Below are 17,231 nucleotides of genomic sequence, written 5' to 3'. Positions count from 1 at the left end.
GGAGGAGATGAGAATTGATCCTGGTCTCGGCTTACTTCGAACGACGTCTCTCGTCATTTGACCCGTCGGGCAAAACGGGAGCATAGTTTCATTGTTGCAGGAGGTCTGATTGGCGGGTTTTGGCCCACCTCTCGAACGCAACCGAATTACCTGTTGCGCGGGATGGTCCGCAAACGAACACAAGTCTCAGAGCCTCTTGACGTCAATTTCATATCCCTGTTCAGCCATCTCCTTGGCGAGAAGGGGTCCGGCTTCCTTCTGCAAGTCCGTCTTGAACGGAATGTAGATGAGTCCCTGAATGTCCGAAGGACGCTCCATGTCAACTTGAGAGCCCAATAAAATAGCGACCCGCGGCCTTCCAAGCTTCACAAGAAGCATGCCCAGTTCCAAGACTACATTCTGCCGTGCCCTGAATGCTTTCTGGTCCTCGTGGTCTTTCGGATAGCCGAGATCGTCCGGGGTTGCGAGGATGACGCCGAAGCCAACATCCTCGGTATAGTCCTCAAGTTTTTCGATAATGGTCTGTCCCTTCGAGGGAAGTTCATCAAGGATTACTGGCTCCAATCCCCATCGTCGCAACATCGAATCAAGCTGGGTCCTTGCGGGCTTATCGTGACCGTAAACAACGAACACCTTCTTGCTCGGCTCCGCCACCGTCGTAACCGGAACAAAGCCGTGATCTCCGGGGCTCTGATCCAAGGCGGCGTCGAGTTCCTCCTTTCCGGGAGATTTCCCCTGAATACTCACAGTGCTTGTCCCCGGCCAGAAGCTCAGGACACCGCCGCGCTGCGAACGGAATTGATGGCACTCGTTGGCTTCGCTCCACGCTCCACGGATGCGCAAATTCTCGATATGCGCTTTTAGGGCGTCGATACCTTCGTAGAACTTCCTGGCCATTATTCACCCAGCATTACGTTGTTCGCCCAATCAGTTGATTGCGGCTTCGGATGTAGTTTCCGGTCGCGGAAAAGGCACTAACCGAACCTCCACGCAGAAGCAGCAAGCTTCGCAAGATATGCCTGATGGTGGTCGATGTTCTTTCTGTCCCATTCCGAATGGCCGGCGATTGCAGCGGTCGTAATCAGCTTACTGGCTGCAAAAACCTTCTTCTTCTCGTCGAATGATTTCGTGCCTAGCTTATTATTGGCGCCATCTGTAAGCAGACAAACATTGCCGATACGGGAAACACATTCCTCAACGATACCCGCGTCATCTTCAATCAACGCCGTCCAGTTTGCGCCGGGATTTCTCGGGAGGACGTGTTCGACACTGAGGTCGCCGGGGACAAGCTCAGCCATGTTCCCGGCTTGTTGCGAAATCGCCTGTTCCTCAAGCCTGCGTAAGAGATACTGTAGCTTTTGATTACTCCGCTCTTGCTTGATGCGGAAGGCTTGCTTGAAATCGTCATCAGATGGGTAGAAGTCCTTTAATTCTTGGAACGCTGCAGTAGCTGATTTGATCTCCTTTGCATGGATTCTTCTTGCCAATATTGCGCAAGTTGTCTCGAAACGCCCCGTGTGCCCGCCGCCAATTAGTAGATAACGGACAATTACGACCTCCAGCAATTTTAGTAGCGCCGTCATCTCGCTGTTGGAGAAACGCTTTAGAGCGGCCAGTATAACCGGGTGCGTTTGCTGGCTGCCTAGAATGCGCAAGCCACGGACGATTAGCCGTGCATCGTTCGAATAGGAAGACCACACTGCATCGTCGGCAGAGTCAATCGCGGCATATTGCTCGGCCGCCGAGAGCATATCTACAGACAAGTCGATTGCTGCGTCCGGCGTCGCGTATTCCTTCTTGAAAGCACTAAAAAGATCGACGCTGCGGATGCGTCCGTGGCGCATTGTCCAGAAAGCCTTCAAGAAATTGTCGGGGCGCACGCTATTAAGAGTCACCATCATTTGCGCCCAACGCTCTTCCATGTCACGCACAGCATCAGGCGACTTCTCATCAGCCTTGCTAAACAGGTGGTTCTTGACCAAGTCCAAGGGCGACAAGTCGAGGCCACGGTCATTGAGTGTTTCGAAGATAGTATAGGCGGCTTCTTCAGTCGCCACCGAAAGCTTCACCACGCTGACCTTGTCACGCATAAAGTTGACGAACTTGAACAGATACTCAGCGGCCTTTTGCGAATCACCCTTCGTTGCTGCAAGTTGCGCAACTCGCTCGTGCGCTAATACGACCGCTTCGAGTAACTTTCTATTTCGATCACTTTTCTTCAGCTTCTGAAGCTCTGCGACTATATCCGCAACGGCAACGGACCTGATAACGTAATCGCTAAAGGTCTTATCGTTGGCAGAATTCATCGTCAGGCGAGGCTCGGGATTCTTTTGGCCTAACTCACTGCGCCCGATGAACCACTCTTGAATCTTTTGAGCGTCCGACTGGTGTTCAGTGTATTGAGAAAGCCAGCTACGAATGGCCGAAAAGACGATCACCGCGGTAGCTATGCGTTGCTGACCATCCAAAACTATAAGTCTGCCGCCGGATGCGTTCAAAAAAACCATGAGTCCGAGAAAGTAGACTGAGTTTACTTTTTCCATGGCAGCTTCGATGTCGTCGAAAAGCTGCTGGATTTCGTCCTCGGTCCAAGAGTAGTCGCGCTGGTGATTCGGAACAGCAAATCGATTGTCCATTATCAATTTGCCGATGCCGGCTGCGGGGGCTTCAGTGATCTCGCTGCTCATTTCCGCCTCGCACTATGCAAATCAATCTAAAATAGTCGCCTGAAGACCTTTCAGCTAGTATCCTTTCCCCGCACCAAACAGCTATCGACAACTTAGGGCCGATGTGGCTGGGCAGGCATCGAGCTTTTTGTCCGGGAAACGCATCCGGACGCCCCGTCCTTACAAGCCCCATCGTGACAGGTGGGATGCCGGTGTCGTGCATCTGAGTCGATTTGACTCACGCGATGACCCTTGTCGGCCGATTCGTTCAAAAAATATGGTGACAACGCTCCTGGTCCCGACACGGGATGGAATAGCTCCGCGCTTCCAATCATTCACCCTGGCCCTTGAATCCCTCTGACGGAAGAGGTAACGGGCGCGCTGGTCATCGATTCATCCTACTGGCGCCCGCCCCTAATACAGCGGCTCCTCATACACCGGCTCGCCATCCAGCAGCAGCCGCTTGATGGCGGCGCGGCCTGAGGGCAGCACCGCGGCGACGATCCGGAGCTTCTGCTGGTTACGGGCATCCTCGAGCTTCTTGCCCTCGCCTTCGGGCACGAAATAGCTTTCGAGGCCATATTTGATCGGCAGCTTGTCGCAGAACCTTCGGCGGTCGTCGCCGCAGGACCCGCCGTAATTGCCGACGCGGCCGCGGATCAGCACTTCGGGCGCGGTGACCGTAACAGGCTCGGCATGCACCGAGACCGCCTGATAGACGCCGCCGGCAGCGGGCGCGAGCTTGACGAAAACATCAGGATGGCGCGCATCCGCTACCTTGCCTTTGAGGTTGCCTGCCGCCACTTGCGAGATGTCGTAGCTGAGCACGACATAGTCGCCGCGCAGGAGATCGCGGGGATCGACGGGCTGCGTCTGCAGGGTCACCTCGACGCCGTTACGCAGGATCTGCATGCGGTCGGCGACCATCATGACCAGCAGCGCACATTGCAGCAGGACGGCGATGCCGAACAGCACGGCTTTCGGGATGCGCTGCCAGAACGCGGCCAGGGGTGCGATCATCTCGTTCATCGCGCGGCCCTCGGCAGCATGCGGCCCAGCGCGGTGGCAAAGGCGACGGCCGCGACGCCCGCCACTGCCAGGAAGGCCGAGCGGCGCAGCAGCGATCCCTTCACCGCCCAGGTGATGCCGGCGATGACCCCGGCCATCCCGAGCCAGCCCGCGACGATGCGGGGACGCACGTCATCGAGCATGCCGGAGACGACGAGACACAGCATGGCCGCAAGCAGCGCGGCATAGGCGAGCCAGGATTCGCCGGCCATGGATGCCGGCCAGACCGGCGCCGCGAGCAGGACTAGGGCGATCGCAGCTGCTGCAAGCAGTTCTCCCGCGCGCCTGGTGATGGCAGCCGAGGCCAGCGCGAGGATCACGCCGGCATTTCCGCACGCGATCGCCCAGAGCGGCTGGCCCGCGATGGACCCTTCGCGGAAGCGGACGAGATCGTCGACCGTCGTCACCTCCAGGAACGCGGCGATGGCCAGTGAAAACGCGCCGTAGACCGACAGGACGCTGCCGAGCCGGAGCGCGCGCGGCGACGGCGCGGCGGCGATCGCGAGCCCGGCGCCGAACAGCAGCGCCGCGCCGCTCGCGAGCACGAAGGACGGCTGGGTGCCCTCGAATTCGAAGCGGAGCGAGGTCGCGATCCACCACGGCAGCAGCGCCAGCGCAACGAGATGGGCCGCGACGCGGGAATTCCAGGCGAAGGCGAGTGCGGCGGCGATGAGCCAGACCGCCAGGTACGGGAGATGCAGCACGTCGGACGCATCGGTGATCCGCATGCAGGTCCAGATCGAGGCGGCGACGAGACCGACCGCGAGCGCACCGCGCGAGCCGGTCAGCAAAGCCGCGGCGAACGCGCCGATCGACCACAGCAGCATGCCGCCGGCGAAGTCGTCGCCGAGGTGGTACATCTGCCCGACCAGCGCGATGCCGGCGCCAAAGATGATCGCACCGACGCTGGCGCAGAGATCGGCGAGAATGGTGCGCTCCCGCGCGGCGAACCAGGCGCCGAGACCGCCGGCGATCACCATACCGGCCAGCAGGATCGCGAACCGCGCCAGGCGCGCGATCTCGGTCCAGTGCGCGGCGACGAAGGCGAGGAACGCGGCGGCGATCAGCAGGCCGCCGACGATGGCGACGACCACAGCGATGTTGATGCCGGCCGGAAGCGGCGGCAGCGCATTGCGGATGGCGGCGGCCGCCGCCGGCGCGATCACGCCGTCGGCCTCCCATCGCGCAAGATCGGCTTCGAGGCGCTGCCGGTAGGTTTGGTCGAACATCGTCCTGGGATCACCTGGCCGCCGGATGGCGGGACCTTGCTAGGTCGGATCGTACGGGCGATGGGTTCAAGCTCCTCCTCGTGGCCGGCTTTAGGTGAATCGATTGCCGCGTATTCGGTGCAACCTCTCCCGCTTGCGGGAGAGGTCGGCGCGTCCGGGCGATGCGCAGCATCGTCCCGCGCGCCGGGAGAGGGCTTTCTCCTCTTGGGGATTGTCCCCTAGCGGAGACACCCTCTCCCCGACCCTCCCCCGCAAGCGGGGGAGGGAGCGCACTGCCGATGCCGCTGCGTTCTGCACATCAAATGCGATGACCCTGCTGCTCGCAGCCGGGCTATCGCGCCGGCGCAGGAATGCGCCGCAGGACGTCGTCATAGGGTGCGAGGTCGAGATAGGCTGTGACCTCCGCCGCCTTGCCGTCCTGCATGAGCAGGATCCACGCGTAAGAGTTCGCATAAGGCTTGCCGTCACGCGCGACGCCGCTGCCTTCCCAATGCGCGATGACGTGGTCGCCATCAGCGAAGATCCTCACGGAAGTGGGGCGGACCGGGGTCGACAACCGGCTGGCAAACGGGCGGACCGCGCGATCAATGAAGACATCGCGCCCTCTGAACTCGCCGGCGCTCGGGCCGGATCCCCTGATGCGCCAGACCACGTTGTCGTGCAGCAGGTCATTGAAGAAGGTGGTGCCTCCCGCCGCCCAGCGATCGAACGCATCGGTGACGATGCGCTTGTTGTCGTCCTGCACGGAATTGGCCTGTCCGCAGGGTGCGGCCGTCGTCAGGGTGGATGCCGTCACGATGACCGCGTAGACGCACGACGCAAGTGCGCGATTGAGCATGGTTGCCATTGGTGTCTTCCTTTCTGGTGCAACATGTCGTCTGCCCCGAAGTGATGCACGCAGGTCGGTCGCGTTGTTGCTCGACCTACCCGCGCCGCGCGACGGTGGCGCCGCCGAAGATGAGCTGCTCCACCATCGGGCGGCGCACAAAGCGGCCTGGGAAAATGGGATCGGGCGCGGTCGCCTGGTCGAGGCGCGCCATCTGTTCAGGCGACAGCGAGATCCCGACCGCGCCAAAATTGTCTTCCGCCTGCTCCAGCGTGCGGGCCCCGATCACCGGCGCGGTGACCGCGGGATTGGACAGCGTCCAGGCAATCGCCACCTGCGAGGACGTCGCGCCGAGCTCCCAGGCGACGGCTCGCACCGTCTCGGCCGCGTCCAGCGATCGCTCGTTGAGAAGACCGGATGACGCGATGATCGAGGCGCGTGTCGTGCCGACGGCGCGGTCCTGGGAATCCCTGAGATCGGCCCGGCTGTACTTGCCGGTGAGCACGCCGCCGCCAAGAGGCGACCAGGGCAGCACGCCGAGGCCAAGGCTCGCCGCCAGCGGAATGAGCTCGTGTTCGACGGTGCGCTCGACCAGATTATATTCGATCTGCAGCGCGACGAAGGGCGACCAGCCGCGCAGATCTGCGATCGTCTGCAGCTGCGCAATGCGCCAGGCCGGCGTGTTGCAGATGCCGACATACAAAACCTTTCCGCTGCGCACGAGATCGTCCAGGCCGCGCATCACCTCATCCGGCTGTGTCGTCGCATCCCAGCTGTGGAGGTAAAGCAGGTCGATGCGATCGGTCTCGAGCTGCCGCAGGCTCTGCTCCACGGAACGAACCATGTTGAGCCGGTGGTTGCCGCCGGAATTGGGGTTGCCGGGATCGCGCGCCATGGTGAATTTGGTCGCGAGCACGAGACGATCGCGCTTGTCCCGGGCGAACTGGCCGACCAGGCGCTCGGACGCGCCGTTGGTGTAGTTCACCGCGGTGTCGATGAAATTGCCGCCGCGGTCGACATAGAGGTCGAAGACCCGACGTGCCTCGGCGGGATCGGCGCCCCATCCCCACTCGGTCCCGAAGGTCATCGTGCCCAGGGCAAGGGGAGATACGCGCAGGCCGGAGCGGCCAAGCAGGCGGTATTGATCGAGCGACGTCATCAGAGCCTCCTTCGGTTGGCTCGGAGATAGCCCCCGAGGAGGGGTGGGAGAAGTTGGCCAATGATGAAGGGGGTGGTAAGCATAGCTAACCAATGACCACCGACCTGAACCTCGTCGCCGTTTTCATCGCGGTCGCGGAAGCCAAGAGCTTCCGCGGCGCCGCCGAGCGGCTCGGGGTGACCCGATCCGCCGTGAGCCAGGCTGTTCGGCGCATGGAAGACCAGCTGGGCGTGGCTCTCGTGCAGCGAACGACGCGCAGCGTCAGTCTCACCGAGGCTGGCCTGCGCCTGCACGAGCGCGTGGCCCCGGCGGTCGCCGAAGTCGAACGGGCGATCAACGGCGCCCGCGACCGTGACGCGCAGCCGACGGGGCAGCTGCGTCTTGCCGTCTCATCGATCGCCGAGCGATTCATTCGCGGTCCGTTGCTGGCCGAGTTCACGCACGCCAATCCCGGCGTGCAGGTCGACGTCACGGTGACCGATGCGGAATTCGACATCGTGGCCGAGGGCTTTGATGCCGGCGTCCGGCTCGGCGAGGTGATCGAGCAGGACATGATCGCCGTGCCTGTTTCGGGCGATCAGCGCCAGCTGGTCGTGGCAGCTCCCGCCTATCTGGAGCGGTTCGGCGCGCCTTCGCACCCGCGCGAGCTCTCACAGCATTGCTGCATAGGGTGGCGGCCGGCGCCGCACGTTGCGCCCTACCGCTGGGAATTTGCGGAAGGGGGGCGCGAGTTCGACGTCGCGGTGGAGCCGAGGATCACGACGAACGACATGTGGGTCATGGTGCGGACCGCCTGCGCGGGCGGCGGCCTGACATTCGGCATGGAAGAGACGTTCAAGCCGTATATCGAGCGCGGAGAATTGGTGCCCCTGCTGGAGGAATTCTGCCCGTTCTTCCCCGGCTTCTTCCTCTACTTTCCGGATCGGCGGAATCTTCCGCCGAAGCTGCGCGCGCTGGTCGATCACGTGCGTTATCGGGGAAGCGGAAAGCGCTAAAGCGGAATGGCTTTAGATCGAATCGATCCGCTCTAGTTTGCCTTGATGCCGGCCTCGCTGATCAGCTTGCCCCATTTCGCGCTTTCGTCCTGAATGAAGCGGCCGAACTGCTCGGGCGAGGTCGGCGCCGGCTCCGCGCCGAGGGTGCGGATCTTCTCCGCCACGGCAGCGTCCTTCAGCGCCTTGGCGAAGGCCTCGTTCAGTCGGGCGATGACATCCGCAGGCGTGCCGGCGGGAGCAACGAGCCCGAACCAGCCGACGGATTCGAAACCGGCAAGGCCGCTCTCGGCCAGCGTCGGCACATCGGGCAGGGACGCAAGGCGGCGCGCGGAGGACACGCCGATCGCGTTGAGCTTGCCCTCGAGGATCAATTGTCGCGATGCCGGAATATCCAGCACCGCGAACGGGACATGGCCTGCGAGAACATCGACCGCCGCCGGCGCCGTCCCGCGATACGGCACCAGCTCCATCGCGATCCCGCTTCTCTGCGTGAACAGCGCGGCGGTCAAGTGCATCGCCGTCGAGTTGCCGCCATGCCCGATCGAGAGCCCACCCGGCTTCGCCTTGGCGAGCGCGATGGTCTCCGCAGGTGTACGCGCCGGGATATTCGCGGATGCGACCAGCACAAAGGGAATTTCCGCGAGCAGGGTGATGGGCGCGAGATCCTTCAGCGCGAACGGCATCGAGGCATTGAGGTGCGGATTCACGGTCAACGCACCCGCCGGCGCCACCCCAAGCGTGTAGCCGTCGGGCTTTGCCTGTGCGACCGCGGCCATGCCGATGTTGCCGCCGGCGCCGGCGCGGTTCTCGATGACGAGGCCCTGCTTGAGCTCGGCGGTGACCAGCGGCTCGAGCGCGCGGATGACCGTGTCGGCGCTGCCGCCGGGCGGGAAGGTCACGATGATCTTGATCAATTGCTCGGGATAGGCGGCTCGGGCGGCCGCCGGCGACAACAGTGCGAAAGCGGCGGCCGTCAGTGCGGCCAGGATGCGGCGTCTTGCAACGTGAAACACGGTCTCCTCCATGTATTCTGTTTTTGAAACTCGGCTTGGCGAGCTGCGTCGCCAGGCCGTCCGCTCGGTGTCGTCCTACGCCGCAGCGCCAGTGATACGGGCCAGCAGGCCCTGCGCGTTCTCCGGCGCGGACTGCCCGCGCCAGGCGATGTGCTGGTCGGGCCGCGCCAGCACGAGCTTCTCGGCATAGGCGCCGTTCGCCTCCTCCGGCGCGACGTCGACCAGCGCGAGCGGCACGCCACGCGCCTTTGCAGCGTCTTGCAGCCGCGTCACATCGATCGCCGGATCGAACCGCAGCAAGGTGTAGCCGGGGCCGAAGGCGTCGTAGAGCGAGCGTCCGTCGCGCAGGAACAAATGCGGCGCGCGGGCGCCCGGCACGGTGGAGGGCGTGAAGCTGCCCATCGCGTAAGGCGGCGGCGTCTCGCCGTCATAGGCGATGATCGGCGAGGCGTCGTAATAATAGCCGAAGTTGAGGCCGGCGCAGCAATATTGCTGCACGTTGAGATCGTAAGCGGCTTTCGCCAGTGCCGCGCGCGCCGCGTGGCCGCGCGGCGTGTCATCCTCGATCTCGGCGGACACGCCGCCGCGCTGCGCCATCATCTTCATCGCATGGTCCATCGCAAAGCGCGACACCTGCTCGGTGATGGGCTGCCGCTCCGCCTCATAGGCATCGAGGATCGCAGCCGGCGCCCAGCCGTTCAGATGCGCCGCCAATTGCCAGCAGAGATCGACAGCATCCGCAATGCCGGCATTCATGCCGTAGCCGGCATAGGGCATCCACAGATGCGCGGCGTCGCCGCAGATGAAGACCCTGCGGTCGCGGAAGCGATCGGCCACGAGGCGCCGTCCGACCCAATCCTCCTTGCTGAGCACGCGGTATTCGAAGCGCTCGTCGACGCCGAGGATGGCGCGGATGGCCCAGTCGCGATCGACCGAGTCGAACTCGGGCTCGTCGGGCTTCAGATGGTTGTGGATCAGCCAGCGGTCGTGGCCGTCGATCGCAACCACGGTGCCGGAGCGGCGCGGATTGAGCGCGAGCACCATCCAGGCCGGCTTGTGCGCCCCCATCAGCTCCTTCAGTTGCGGCGCTTCGATGAAGGTCGACTGCACGCGCTGGATCACCGGCGTGCCGGACAGGCTGGCACCGATCGCTTTTCTGACGAGGGATCGGCTGCCGTCGCAGCCGATCACGAAGCCGGCTTCGATGCGGAGCGAATGTCCGCTGTCGAGATCGCGCGCCAGCGCGACGACATGGTCGTCGTGCTGCGCGATGTCGGTGATTTCCGTGCGCGCCAGGATCTTGATGCGTGACTGCGCGGCGGCATGGCTGAACAGGATCGGCTCGAGATAGACCTGGTTGATCCGGTGCGGCGGCTCGGGCGTCGGCCACCAGGTGTCGGGGCCGCCGGTCGCGCTATAGCGGCGCGCACGGGAGGGAATGTCGATGCGGCAAAGCTCGATCCCGGTCGCCGTGGTCCGATAGGAGCAATCGTTGGGAAAGTCCGCAGGGAGCCCCGCATCGCGCAAGCGAGCGGCGACGCCGAGCCGCCGAAAAATCTCCATCGAGCGCGCCGATACGTGGTTGCACTTGACGCTGGGCGGATCGCCGGCGTGACGGATTTCCGCGACGACGACGTCGATTCCGCGCGAAGCGAGATCCATCGCCGCGGTCAATCCGACCGGCCCGGCCCCCACCACCAGCACTTGCGCTCTCATGCTCGCTCCAATCCTTGCCGCGGATTCTTATCCGTCCGCACAGCATGCATTTTATTGCAGGTCAGTTTATGCGATAAGTCGGAAAGAACTCATCAATTCATGAGCTTTCGCTATGAATGTCACCTTGCGCCAGTTGCGGGTCTTCACCGGCGTGTACCGGACGCGCAGCATCACGCGGGCCGCCCGCGAGCTCGGCATCACGCAATCGGCGGCGAGTCTGTTGATCCAGCAGCTCGAGACCCAGCTCGGCGTCAAGCTGTTCGACCGCTCCACGCGCTCGGTGCAGCCGACGCTGGCCGCCGACGAGGCGTTCGCCGCCGCCGAGCGCATGCTGAGCGATGCGCAAGGCTTGTCGCGCCGCATGCGTGATCTCGCGCAGGCCCGCGCCGGCCGAGTCGTGTTTCTCGCCTCCGCCGGCACGGCATCGGCGCTGCTGCCCACGGTGCTAGCGAAATTCCGCGCTGGCCATCCCGACATCGAGATCGACATGCGCGATGTCGCCGCCGACGATCTCGTGCCACGACTGAGCACAACCGACGCCGAGTTCGCGATCGGCAGCGTGGAGGGCGAATTCGCGGACATGACGATCGAGACGCTGACAAGCGGCCGCCTGAGCGCGATCGGCCGTCGCACCGCGGACTTCGCCGCGCGGCGGTCGCTGACCTGGGACGAGCTGGTGCAACTGCCGACGATTGCGATGCGCAGCGAGACACGCATCCGCATGCAGATCGATCAGGCCCTGAGCGCGCAGGGCAAGCGCCTCGATCCGACTTATGAAGTGACCCTGATCAACACCGCCCTCGCCATGACGGCGCAGGGCCTCGGCCTCGCCATCCTTCCCGCGACGATGCTGCCGGCCGACCAGTTCCCGACACTGATCGCAAGACCGCTGGTGCGCCCCGCCCTCACCCGCCCCGTGTCGCTGCTGCAGCGCCAGGGCCGGACGCTGTCGCCGGCGGCGCAGGCCTTCGTGGCGACGGCGCGGATGGCGCTGGCGAGCCGAACGGCAGCAGCATCAGGCTGACTTTGCGGAGCTATTTGGGAGGGGGGTCGCTGAGCTGGCGGAGAGGGAGGGATTCGAACCCCCGATAGGCTTGCACCTATGCCGCATTTCGAGTGCGGTGCATTCAACCACTCTGCCACCTCTCCTGAAGGCGCCATATTAGGAGCTGGGCCCCTGTGGTTGGGGGCGTTAATAGGCGAGGATGGCGGGCCAGACAAGGCGCGAAAGAGCAAAATCCGCTGCCTCTTTTGCCCCCGCGCCGCCGCCTCTGGAAGGAACTGCCATGGAGCATCTCACGATCTCGGCCAATGGCGCCGATTTCCACCTGGTCCGCGCCGGACAGGGAAAACCGCTGCTTTTGCTGCATGGTTGGCCCGAATTCTGGCTCACCTGGGAGCCGGTGATATCGAGGCTTTCGGACCGCTTCACGCTGATCGCGCCTGACCTCCGCGGCTTCGGCGACAGCGACAAGCCCGGTGGACCTTACGGGCCGGACGGCCATGCCGCCGACATGCTGGCGCTGATGGACCGGCTCGGCATCGAGCGATTCGGCGTCGTCGGCCACGATGTCGGCGGCGCTGTCATGCAGCCGCTGGCCCGGCAGGCGCCCGAGCGGCTCGCGGGACTCTTCTTCTTCGATTTCGTCTATCCCGGGATCGGGCCGCGCATGGCCGCGCCCGACAGGCTCAACCACATCTGGTACCAGTCCTTTCACCAGATGGAGATGGCGCCACAGCTCATCGGTGCGAGCCGGGAGAGCTGCCGGCTCTACATCAGCCATTTCCTCAAAGGCTGGGCGCACCGGACAAACGCCTTCGACGACGTGCTGGACGCCTTCACGGACAATTTCCTGAAAGCCGGCAACCTCGCCGGCGGCTTTGCGCATTACCGCGCCTCGCATGCCGGGCGCGTGGCGATGATGAAGGGCGAAGCGCCGCCACTTCCGCCGATCGCGGTGCCGACCTGCGTGCGCTGGGCCGAGCACGATCCGCTGTTTCCCTTTGGCTGGACCGACCGGCTGTCCGAGACCTTCAGCGATCTCGACCTCGAGATGTTTCCCGGCGTCGGCCACTTCCCGCATCGGGAAAATCCGGATCGCGCGGCACGCGAGATCGCCGCGTTCTTTGCGCGCATCGGCTGGAGCTGAGGAGAAAAACGGGGTGGGACCGCCAGACGCGGTAAACACTGGCGGTCCCGTGCCGCTTATTGAAATACTGGCCGTGAAGGGCGGCTTCGCCGGCCGAGTGGAAGCGACGATTCGACCCTAGCGTGCGACGGGCGGTCCGCAACGCAATCCGGTCCTTAACCTAACCGGTCAAGGTTACTCCTTGTCCGCTTTACCTTTTTTCTTCCCGTTCTCCGTGGAATCCCGGTCCTTGCCGTTGCCTTCCTTGCGGCGATTGGTGAAGCGCGCATTGCCAAGTCCGGTGCCGATGGTGAGCACGCCCCAGCGGTCAACGTCCTGCATGAACGGTACTTCCGAGAGCCCCTGCACCACGCCGTCATTGTGCATCAGGATCGCGGTGTCGTGCTCGCCAATAGCGGGGATGCCCTCGATCAGGCTCGCCGGCAGGTTGAACTTGCTGCTCTCCCAATTGCCCGGCAGATTCTGCGCGCCCTTCTCGATCGAGCCGTCCGGGTTGATCACACCGGGACAGGCGATGCCGATGAACGGCGCGAGCTTGTAGCCTTCGGCCTCGGCCTCCGTGATCAGCCCTTTCAGCATCTTGGTCAGCCGCTTCACCGCGCCTTCGCGCGTCGGCTCGTCGTCGGCGTGACGCCACAGCTCCGCATGCACCACCTTGGCCTTGGACAGATCCTTGGCTTTCTTCCAGCCGGTTTCCACCACGCCGCAGCGGATGTTGGTGCCGCCGATGTCGACGGCGAGAATGCTGTCATGAGCCTCGAAGATCCAGGACGGCGCCAGGTGCAGCGCGCCGATCAGGCCGGCCTCGTCAGGATGATGGCGGATCGGCTGCAGGTCGATCTTGAAGCCCTCGGATTTCAGGATGATCTCGGCGCGGGCGATCACGAGCTCGCCGAGCCTTGAATCGCGAAAGCCGCCGCCGACGACGATGCGCTCGGTCTTGGCCCAGGCCTTGGTCTTGAGGAATCGGCGCGTGACATAAGCGAGCTCCTGGGAGAAATCCTCGATCGCGCTGTGCACCACGGCCGAGGCCTCGGTGTCGTCGCCGATCAGGATGGCGTCCAGCGTCTTCTTGTTGATCTCCTCGGTCGGCACCTTCCCGAACGGGTCCTCCCCCGTCTTGCGCAGCGGCTTGCGCCAGCGCTCGAGCACCTCCCGGAACGCGCCCTTGCTGGCGCGGTCGCCGAGAAAGCCGTCCTCGTCCTTGATCTCGATGTTGAAGCTGTCGACATCGACCGATGGCAGCCGTTCGGCGCCATGCTGGGCAATGCCCGTTGTTTTGACCAATTCGTCTGTTGCCATGAGAGCCCTTGCCCCGCTTTCCTGTTCCGGCCGGGACAACTGCGGGGGAACCCGTTTGTTGCAAAGCCCACCCGAGATTCGGCTGCGCGCTTTCAGCGCGGCCAAAGCCTTCAAATCCGGGCGGTTTTCGCCCAGTTTTCCTTGACTTGGCGCGCTCGGCCGCTATAAGTCCCACAGCCGGCGCGGGGCGTTTCTCGCGCCGCTTGTTTTTGCTTGGGTTTTCAAAGGGATAATTCCCGCCCACGCAGACTCGCATAAACCATAGCGACTGACAAAAAGCCGGCCCGGACGACGCTCGTCCCGAGGCCGGGATTGAACACGGAGAAAGAACGATGTTCGCAGTCATCAAAACCGGCGGCAAGCAATACCGCGTCGTGCCGGATGATGTTCTCGAAGTTGGCAAGATCGAAGGCGAAGTCGGCTCGATCGTGCAGTTGAATGAAGTGCTGGTGGTCGGCGGCGACACGCCGGTGCTGGGCGTCCCGACGGTCGCAGGTGCGTCCGTCGCGGTCGAGGTGCTCGACCACAAGCGCGGCCCCAAGGTCATCGCCTTCAAGAAGCGCCGCCGCAAGAATTCGCGCCGCAAGCGCGGCTACCGCGACGAGATCACCGTGCTGCGCATCAGCGAGATTCTGACGGACGGCGCCAAGCCCACCAAGGGCCCGCGTCCGAAGAAGGAAAAGGTGACGAAGGAGCCGGCAGCGGAAGCCGCCGAGTAACGCAAAACCGATCACGCCAATTCACGAATTGATGCGTGCGACGTTTTGAAATGATTCCGTCAAGGAATTGACCTAGAACTACGCAGGATTTCGGAGACGAGCCATGGCTCACAAAAAAGCAGGCGGTTCATCGCGCAACGGTCGCGATTCCAAGGGCAAGCGCCTCGGTATCAAGGCGTTCGGCGGCGAGATCGTCACGCCCGGCAACATCATTGCGCGTCAGCGCGGCACGACCTGGCACCCCGGCCTCAATGTCGGCATGGGTACGGACCACACTCTGTTCGCCAAGATCGAGGGCCGCGTTGCGTTCCAAGCCAAAGCCAACGGCCGCACCTTCGTATCGGTGCTCCCGCTTGCCGAGGCTGCTGAATAGACGGTGGACAAAAACGGAGTCCGCCGGTCCCGACTGAACCGGCGGAGTCCTAGAGATCGCAAGAGATCGAAGGCTCCAAGGGGAGGCGGGAAACCGGCCTCCCCTTTTCTTTGCTCACTTTGTTCTTTGCACTTTGACTTAGTGACTTTCACGGAGCCGGACATGTTGCAGGATTTCTCGAGCGTGACCTTGGCCGAGGCGAGACCCAGCGTCGTCGCCACCGAGCGGCTGACCTTGCGGCGGCCGACGCTGGCCGACGTCAGGACCATCGCCCGGCTCGCCAACGACCGCCGTATCGCCGAGAACACGCGCCGCCTGCCGCATCCCTATTCGCAGGACGACGCCGCCGAATTCATCCGCGCCACCGCCGAACTCGGCAGCGAGACCGTGTTCCTGATCGAGCACGACAGCGGGCCGGTCGGCATGGTCGGCATCGATTGCTCCAAGCCCGGCAATGCCGAGCTCGGCTACTGGCTCGGCGTCGAGCATTGGGGCCGGGGCTTTGCCACCGAGGCCGCGCGCGGCGCGATCGATTTCTTCTTCGAGGAGTTCGAGCACGAGCATCTCTATGCCGGCGCGCGCGTCACCAATCCGGCCTCGCGCAAGGTGCTGGAGAAGTGCGGCTTCCAGTGGAGCGGCGTGCAGCTGCACCGTTTCCTGGCGCTGGGCTCCTCCACGCCCGTCGACTGCTTCCGCCTGTCGCGCGGCGTGTGGGCCTCGCTGAAGAGCTGGAGCAGTGCGAGACGAGTGCGGTAGAGCGAGGCGCCGCACTCGCAATTGTCATCCCGGGGCGCGCGTAGCGCGAGCCCGGGATCCATAATCCCGGAGCGCAGTGTGGGGCAAAGCGCCCACTCCGGGTCGTCGTTCAACTGCTCCCTGTGGGTATGGATCCCGGGCTCGCGCTTTGCGCGCCCCGGGATGACGTTGTGAGGGTGGCTACGCCGGCGGATTGACCTCGTCGCTCTCACGTCCCAGATCGCGCTCCCGAAGATAAATGTAGAACCCGGCGCCGATAATGATCGCGGCGCCGACGAGTGTTGCGATGGATGGGACGTCGCCGAACACGACGAAGCCGAAGATCACCGCCCAGACGATCATCGAATATTGGTAGGGCACCACGACGCTGGCCGGCGCGAGCTTGAGCGAACGGTTGACGCAGAACAGCGCAATTACCGAAACGCATCCGGCGAGCGCGAAGATCACGAGGCTGCCGGGCGTCGGCGGCACCCAGTTGAACGCCGACAGCACCGCGCCCAGCGAAAACGTGCCGACGAATTGCGAGGACGCCATCACGATGTCGGGCGTCTTGCGCAGGCTGCGCGTGATCAGCATCAGGGTTGCAAAGGAGAGGCTGCCGCCGAGCGCGATCAACGCCGGCAGGCTGACGGTCTGCGCCGACGGCCGCAGCGCGACCAAGACGCCGCAGAAGCCGATCAGGATCGCGGTCCAGCGCCGCCAGCCGACCTTCTCGCCCAGAAAGATCGCCGACATCGCGGTGACGAAGATCGGGCCGGCGAGATAATAGGTGATGACGTCGGCGAGCGGCAGATAGACGGTTGCGAGAAAGAAGGCCGCGACTTCCAGCGTCGACAGCACGACGCGAACCAGCTGCAGGCCCGGCCGCTCCAGATGCAGAAACTGGTGACGCTGCTTCCAGATCAGCGGCGACAGCAGGAGCAGTGCCGCGCAGGCGCGCAGGAATAGCAGCTGCCCCACCGAATAGGTCCCGACCAGGAACTTGCCCATGGCGTCGCCGAACGAGAACATGAAGATCGACAGCACCATGAGCCCGATGCCGGCCAGGCGCGCGGAGCGATCGTCATAGGCGGAGAGATTCTTGAACAGGGGCATTGCGACGAATTGCAGGTTCGGGGGCTCGTCATTGCGAGGAGCCCGCGACAAAATTGCGAAGCAATTTTGCGCTGGTGCGACGAAGCAATCCAGACTGCTTTCGCAGCGGCAGTCTGGATTGCTTCGCTGCGCTCGCAATGACGGGGAGAGAGCGTCAGGAATCG

16 protein-coding genes and 1 tRNA gene are annotated in these 17,231 nt (G+C 63.6%); 6 read left to right on the top strand and 11 right to left on the bottom strand.

Annotation, left to right across the window (positions count from 1 at the left end):
* Positions 1-186: 186 nt before the first annotated feature.
* The 6 genes from I6F33_RS33870 to I6F33_RS33845 all read right to left on the bottom strand — a co-directional run bounded on the left by I6F33_RS33870 (position 187) and on the right by I6F33_RS33845 (position 6,948).
* Positions 187-897, bottom strand: coding sequence for a TIR domain-containing protein (locus I6F33_RS33870; protein WP_225145410.1), 711 nt, complete (start codon positions 895-897; stop codon positions 187-189).
* A gap of 77 nt (positions 898-974) precedes the next feature.
* A complete protein-coding gene (locus I6F33_RS33865) occupies positions 975-2,687 on the bottom strand; it encodes a DUF262 domain-containing protein (protein WP_225145409.1) in 1,713 nt (570 codons plus the stop codon).
* A 393-nt stretch (positions 2,688-3,080) separates the two neighbouring features.
* A complete protein-coding gene (locus I6F33_RS33860; RefSeq protein ID WP_225145408.1) occupies positions 3,081-3,695 on the bottom strand; it encodes a GDYXXLXY domain-containing protein in 615 nt (204 codons plus the stop codon).
* A complete protein-coding gene (locus tag I6F33_RS33855) occupies positions 3,692-4,963 on the bottom strand; it encodes a DUF2157 domain-containing protein (RefSeq protein ID WP_225145407.1) in 1,272 nt (423 codons plus the stop codon). The genes I6F33_RS33860 and I6F33_RS33855 overlap by 4 nt, the downstream gene beginning before the upstream one ends.
* A 331-nt stretch (positions 4,964-5,294) precedes the next feature.
* Positions 5,295-5,810, bottom strand: a complete 516-nt coding sequence (locus I6F33_RS33850) for a nuclear transport factor 2 family protein (RefSeq protein WP_225145406.1) — start codon at positions 5,808-5,810, stop codon at positions 5,295-5,297.
* A gap of 76 nt (positions 5,811-5,886) precedes the next feature.
* Positions 5,887-6,948, bottom strand: coding sequence for an aldo/keto reductase (locus I6F33_RS33845; protein WP_225145405.1), 1,062 nt, complete (start codon positions 6,946-6,948; stop codon positions 5,887-5,889).
* 92 nt (positions 6,949-7,040) lie between these two features.
* On the opposite strand from I6F33_RS33845, the gene I6F33_RS33840 reads away from it, so the two are divergent.
* Positions 7,041-7,943, top strand: coding sequence for a LysR family transcriptional regulator (locus I6F33_RS33840; RefSeq protein WP_225145404.1), 903 nt, complete (start codon positions 7,041-7,043; stop codon positions 7,941-7,943).
* Between the two features lie 32 nt (positions 7,944-7,975).
* On the opposite strand, the gene I6F33_RS33835 is transcribed toward I6F33_RS33840, so the two are convergent.
* Positions 7,976-8,956, bottom strand: coding sequence for a tripartite tricarboxylate transporter substrate binding protein (locus tag I6F33_RS33835; RefSeq protein WP_225145403.1), 981 nt, complete (start codon positions 8,954-8,956; stop codon positions 7,976-7,978).
* A 75-nt stretch (positions 8,957-9,031) separates the two neighbouring features.
* Positions 9,032-10,672, bottom strand: a complete 1,641-nt coding sequence (locus I6F33_RS33830; protein WP_225145402.1) for an FAD-dependent oxidoreductase — start codon at positions 10,670-10,672, stop codon at positions 9,032-9,034.
* Between the two features lie 112 nt (positions 10,673-10,784).
* Here I6F33_RS33830 and I6F33_RS33825 point away from each other — a divergent pair, with 112 nt between their 5' ends.
* Complete coding sequence (locus I6F33_RS33825; protein WP_225145401.1) at positions 10,785-11,696, top strand: LysR family transcriptional regulator; 912 nt, start codon at positions 10,785-10,787, stop codon at positions 11,694-11,696.
* 35 nt (positions 11,697-11,731) lie between these two features.
* Here the strand turns inward: I6F33_RS33825 and I6F33_RS33820 are convergent.
* Positions 11,732-11,821: transfer RNA gene (locus I6F33_RS33820), tRNA-Ser, on the bottom strand.
* 137 nt (positions 11,822-11,958) lie between these two features.
* Between I6F33_RS33820 and I6F33_RS33815 the strand changes: the two genes are divergently transcribed.
* The gene (locus I6F33_RS33815; protein WP_225145400.1) at positions 11,959-12,822 is read left to right on the top strand and encodes an alpha/beta fold hydrolase; all 864 of its coding nucleotides are present in this window, start codon (positions 11,959-11,961) and stop codon (positions 12,820-12,822) included.
* Positions 12,823-12,996: 174 nt separating this feature from the next.
* On the opposite strand, the gene I6F33_RS33810 is transcribed toward I6F33_RS33815, so the two are convergent.
* The gene (locus tag I6F33_RS33810) at positions 12,997-14,124 is read right to left on the bottom strand and encodes an ROK family protein (RefSeq protein WP_036008710.1); all 1,128 of its coding nucleotides are present in this window, start codon (positions 14,122-14,124) and stop codon (positions 12,997-12,999) included.
* 332 nt (positions 14,125-14,456) lie between these two features.
* Here I6F33_RS33810 and rplU point away from each other — a divergent pair, with 332 nt between their 5' ends.
* The 3 genes from rplU (at position 14,457) to I6F33_RS33795 (ending at position 15,972) form a co-directional block, all read left to right on the top strand.
* Complete coding sequence (gene rplU, locus I6F33_RS33805; RefSeq protein ID WP_036008712.1) at positions 14,457-14,843, top strand: 50S ribosomal protein L21; 387 nt, start codon at positions 14,457-14,459, stop codon at positions 14,841-14,843.
* 103 nt (positions 14,844-14,946) lie between these two features.
* A complete protein-coding gene (rpmA, locus tag I6F33_RS33800) occupies positions 14,947-15,216 on the top strand; it encodes a 50S ribosomal protein L27 (protein WP_025032812.1) in 270 nt (89 codons plus the stop codon).
* Positions 15,217-15,378: 162 nt separating this feature from the next.
* On the top strand, positions 15,379-15,972 hold the full coding sequence (locus tag I6F33_RS33795) for a GNAT family N-acetyltransferase (protein WP_225137122.1): 594 nt from the start codon (positions 15,379-15,381) through the stop codon (positions 15,970-15,972).
* 180 nt (positions 15,973-16,152) lie between these two features.
* Here the strand turns inward: I6F33_RS33795 and I6F33_RS33790 are convergent, their stop codons facing one another.
* Positions 16,153-17,067, bottom strand: a complete 915-nt coding sequence (locus I6F33_RS33790; protein ID WP_225145399.1) for a DMT family transporter — start codon at positions 17,065-17,067, stop codon at positions 16,153-16,155.
* Between the last annotated feature and the right edge of the window lie 164 nt (positions 17,068-17,231).

The organism is Bradyrhizobium sp. BRP20 (assembly GCF_020194215.1).
Lineage (GTDB): Bacteria > Pseudomonadota > Alphaproteobacteria > Rhizobiales > Xanthobacteraceae > Bradyrhizobium > Bradyrhizobium yuanmingense.
The sequence above is the reverse complement of the archived record's forward strand: the minus strand, read 5'-3'. Positions and strand labels throughout refer to the sequence as shown.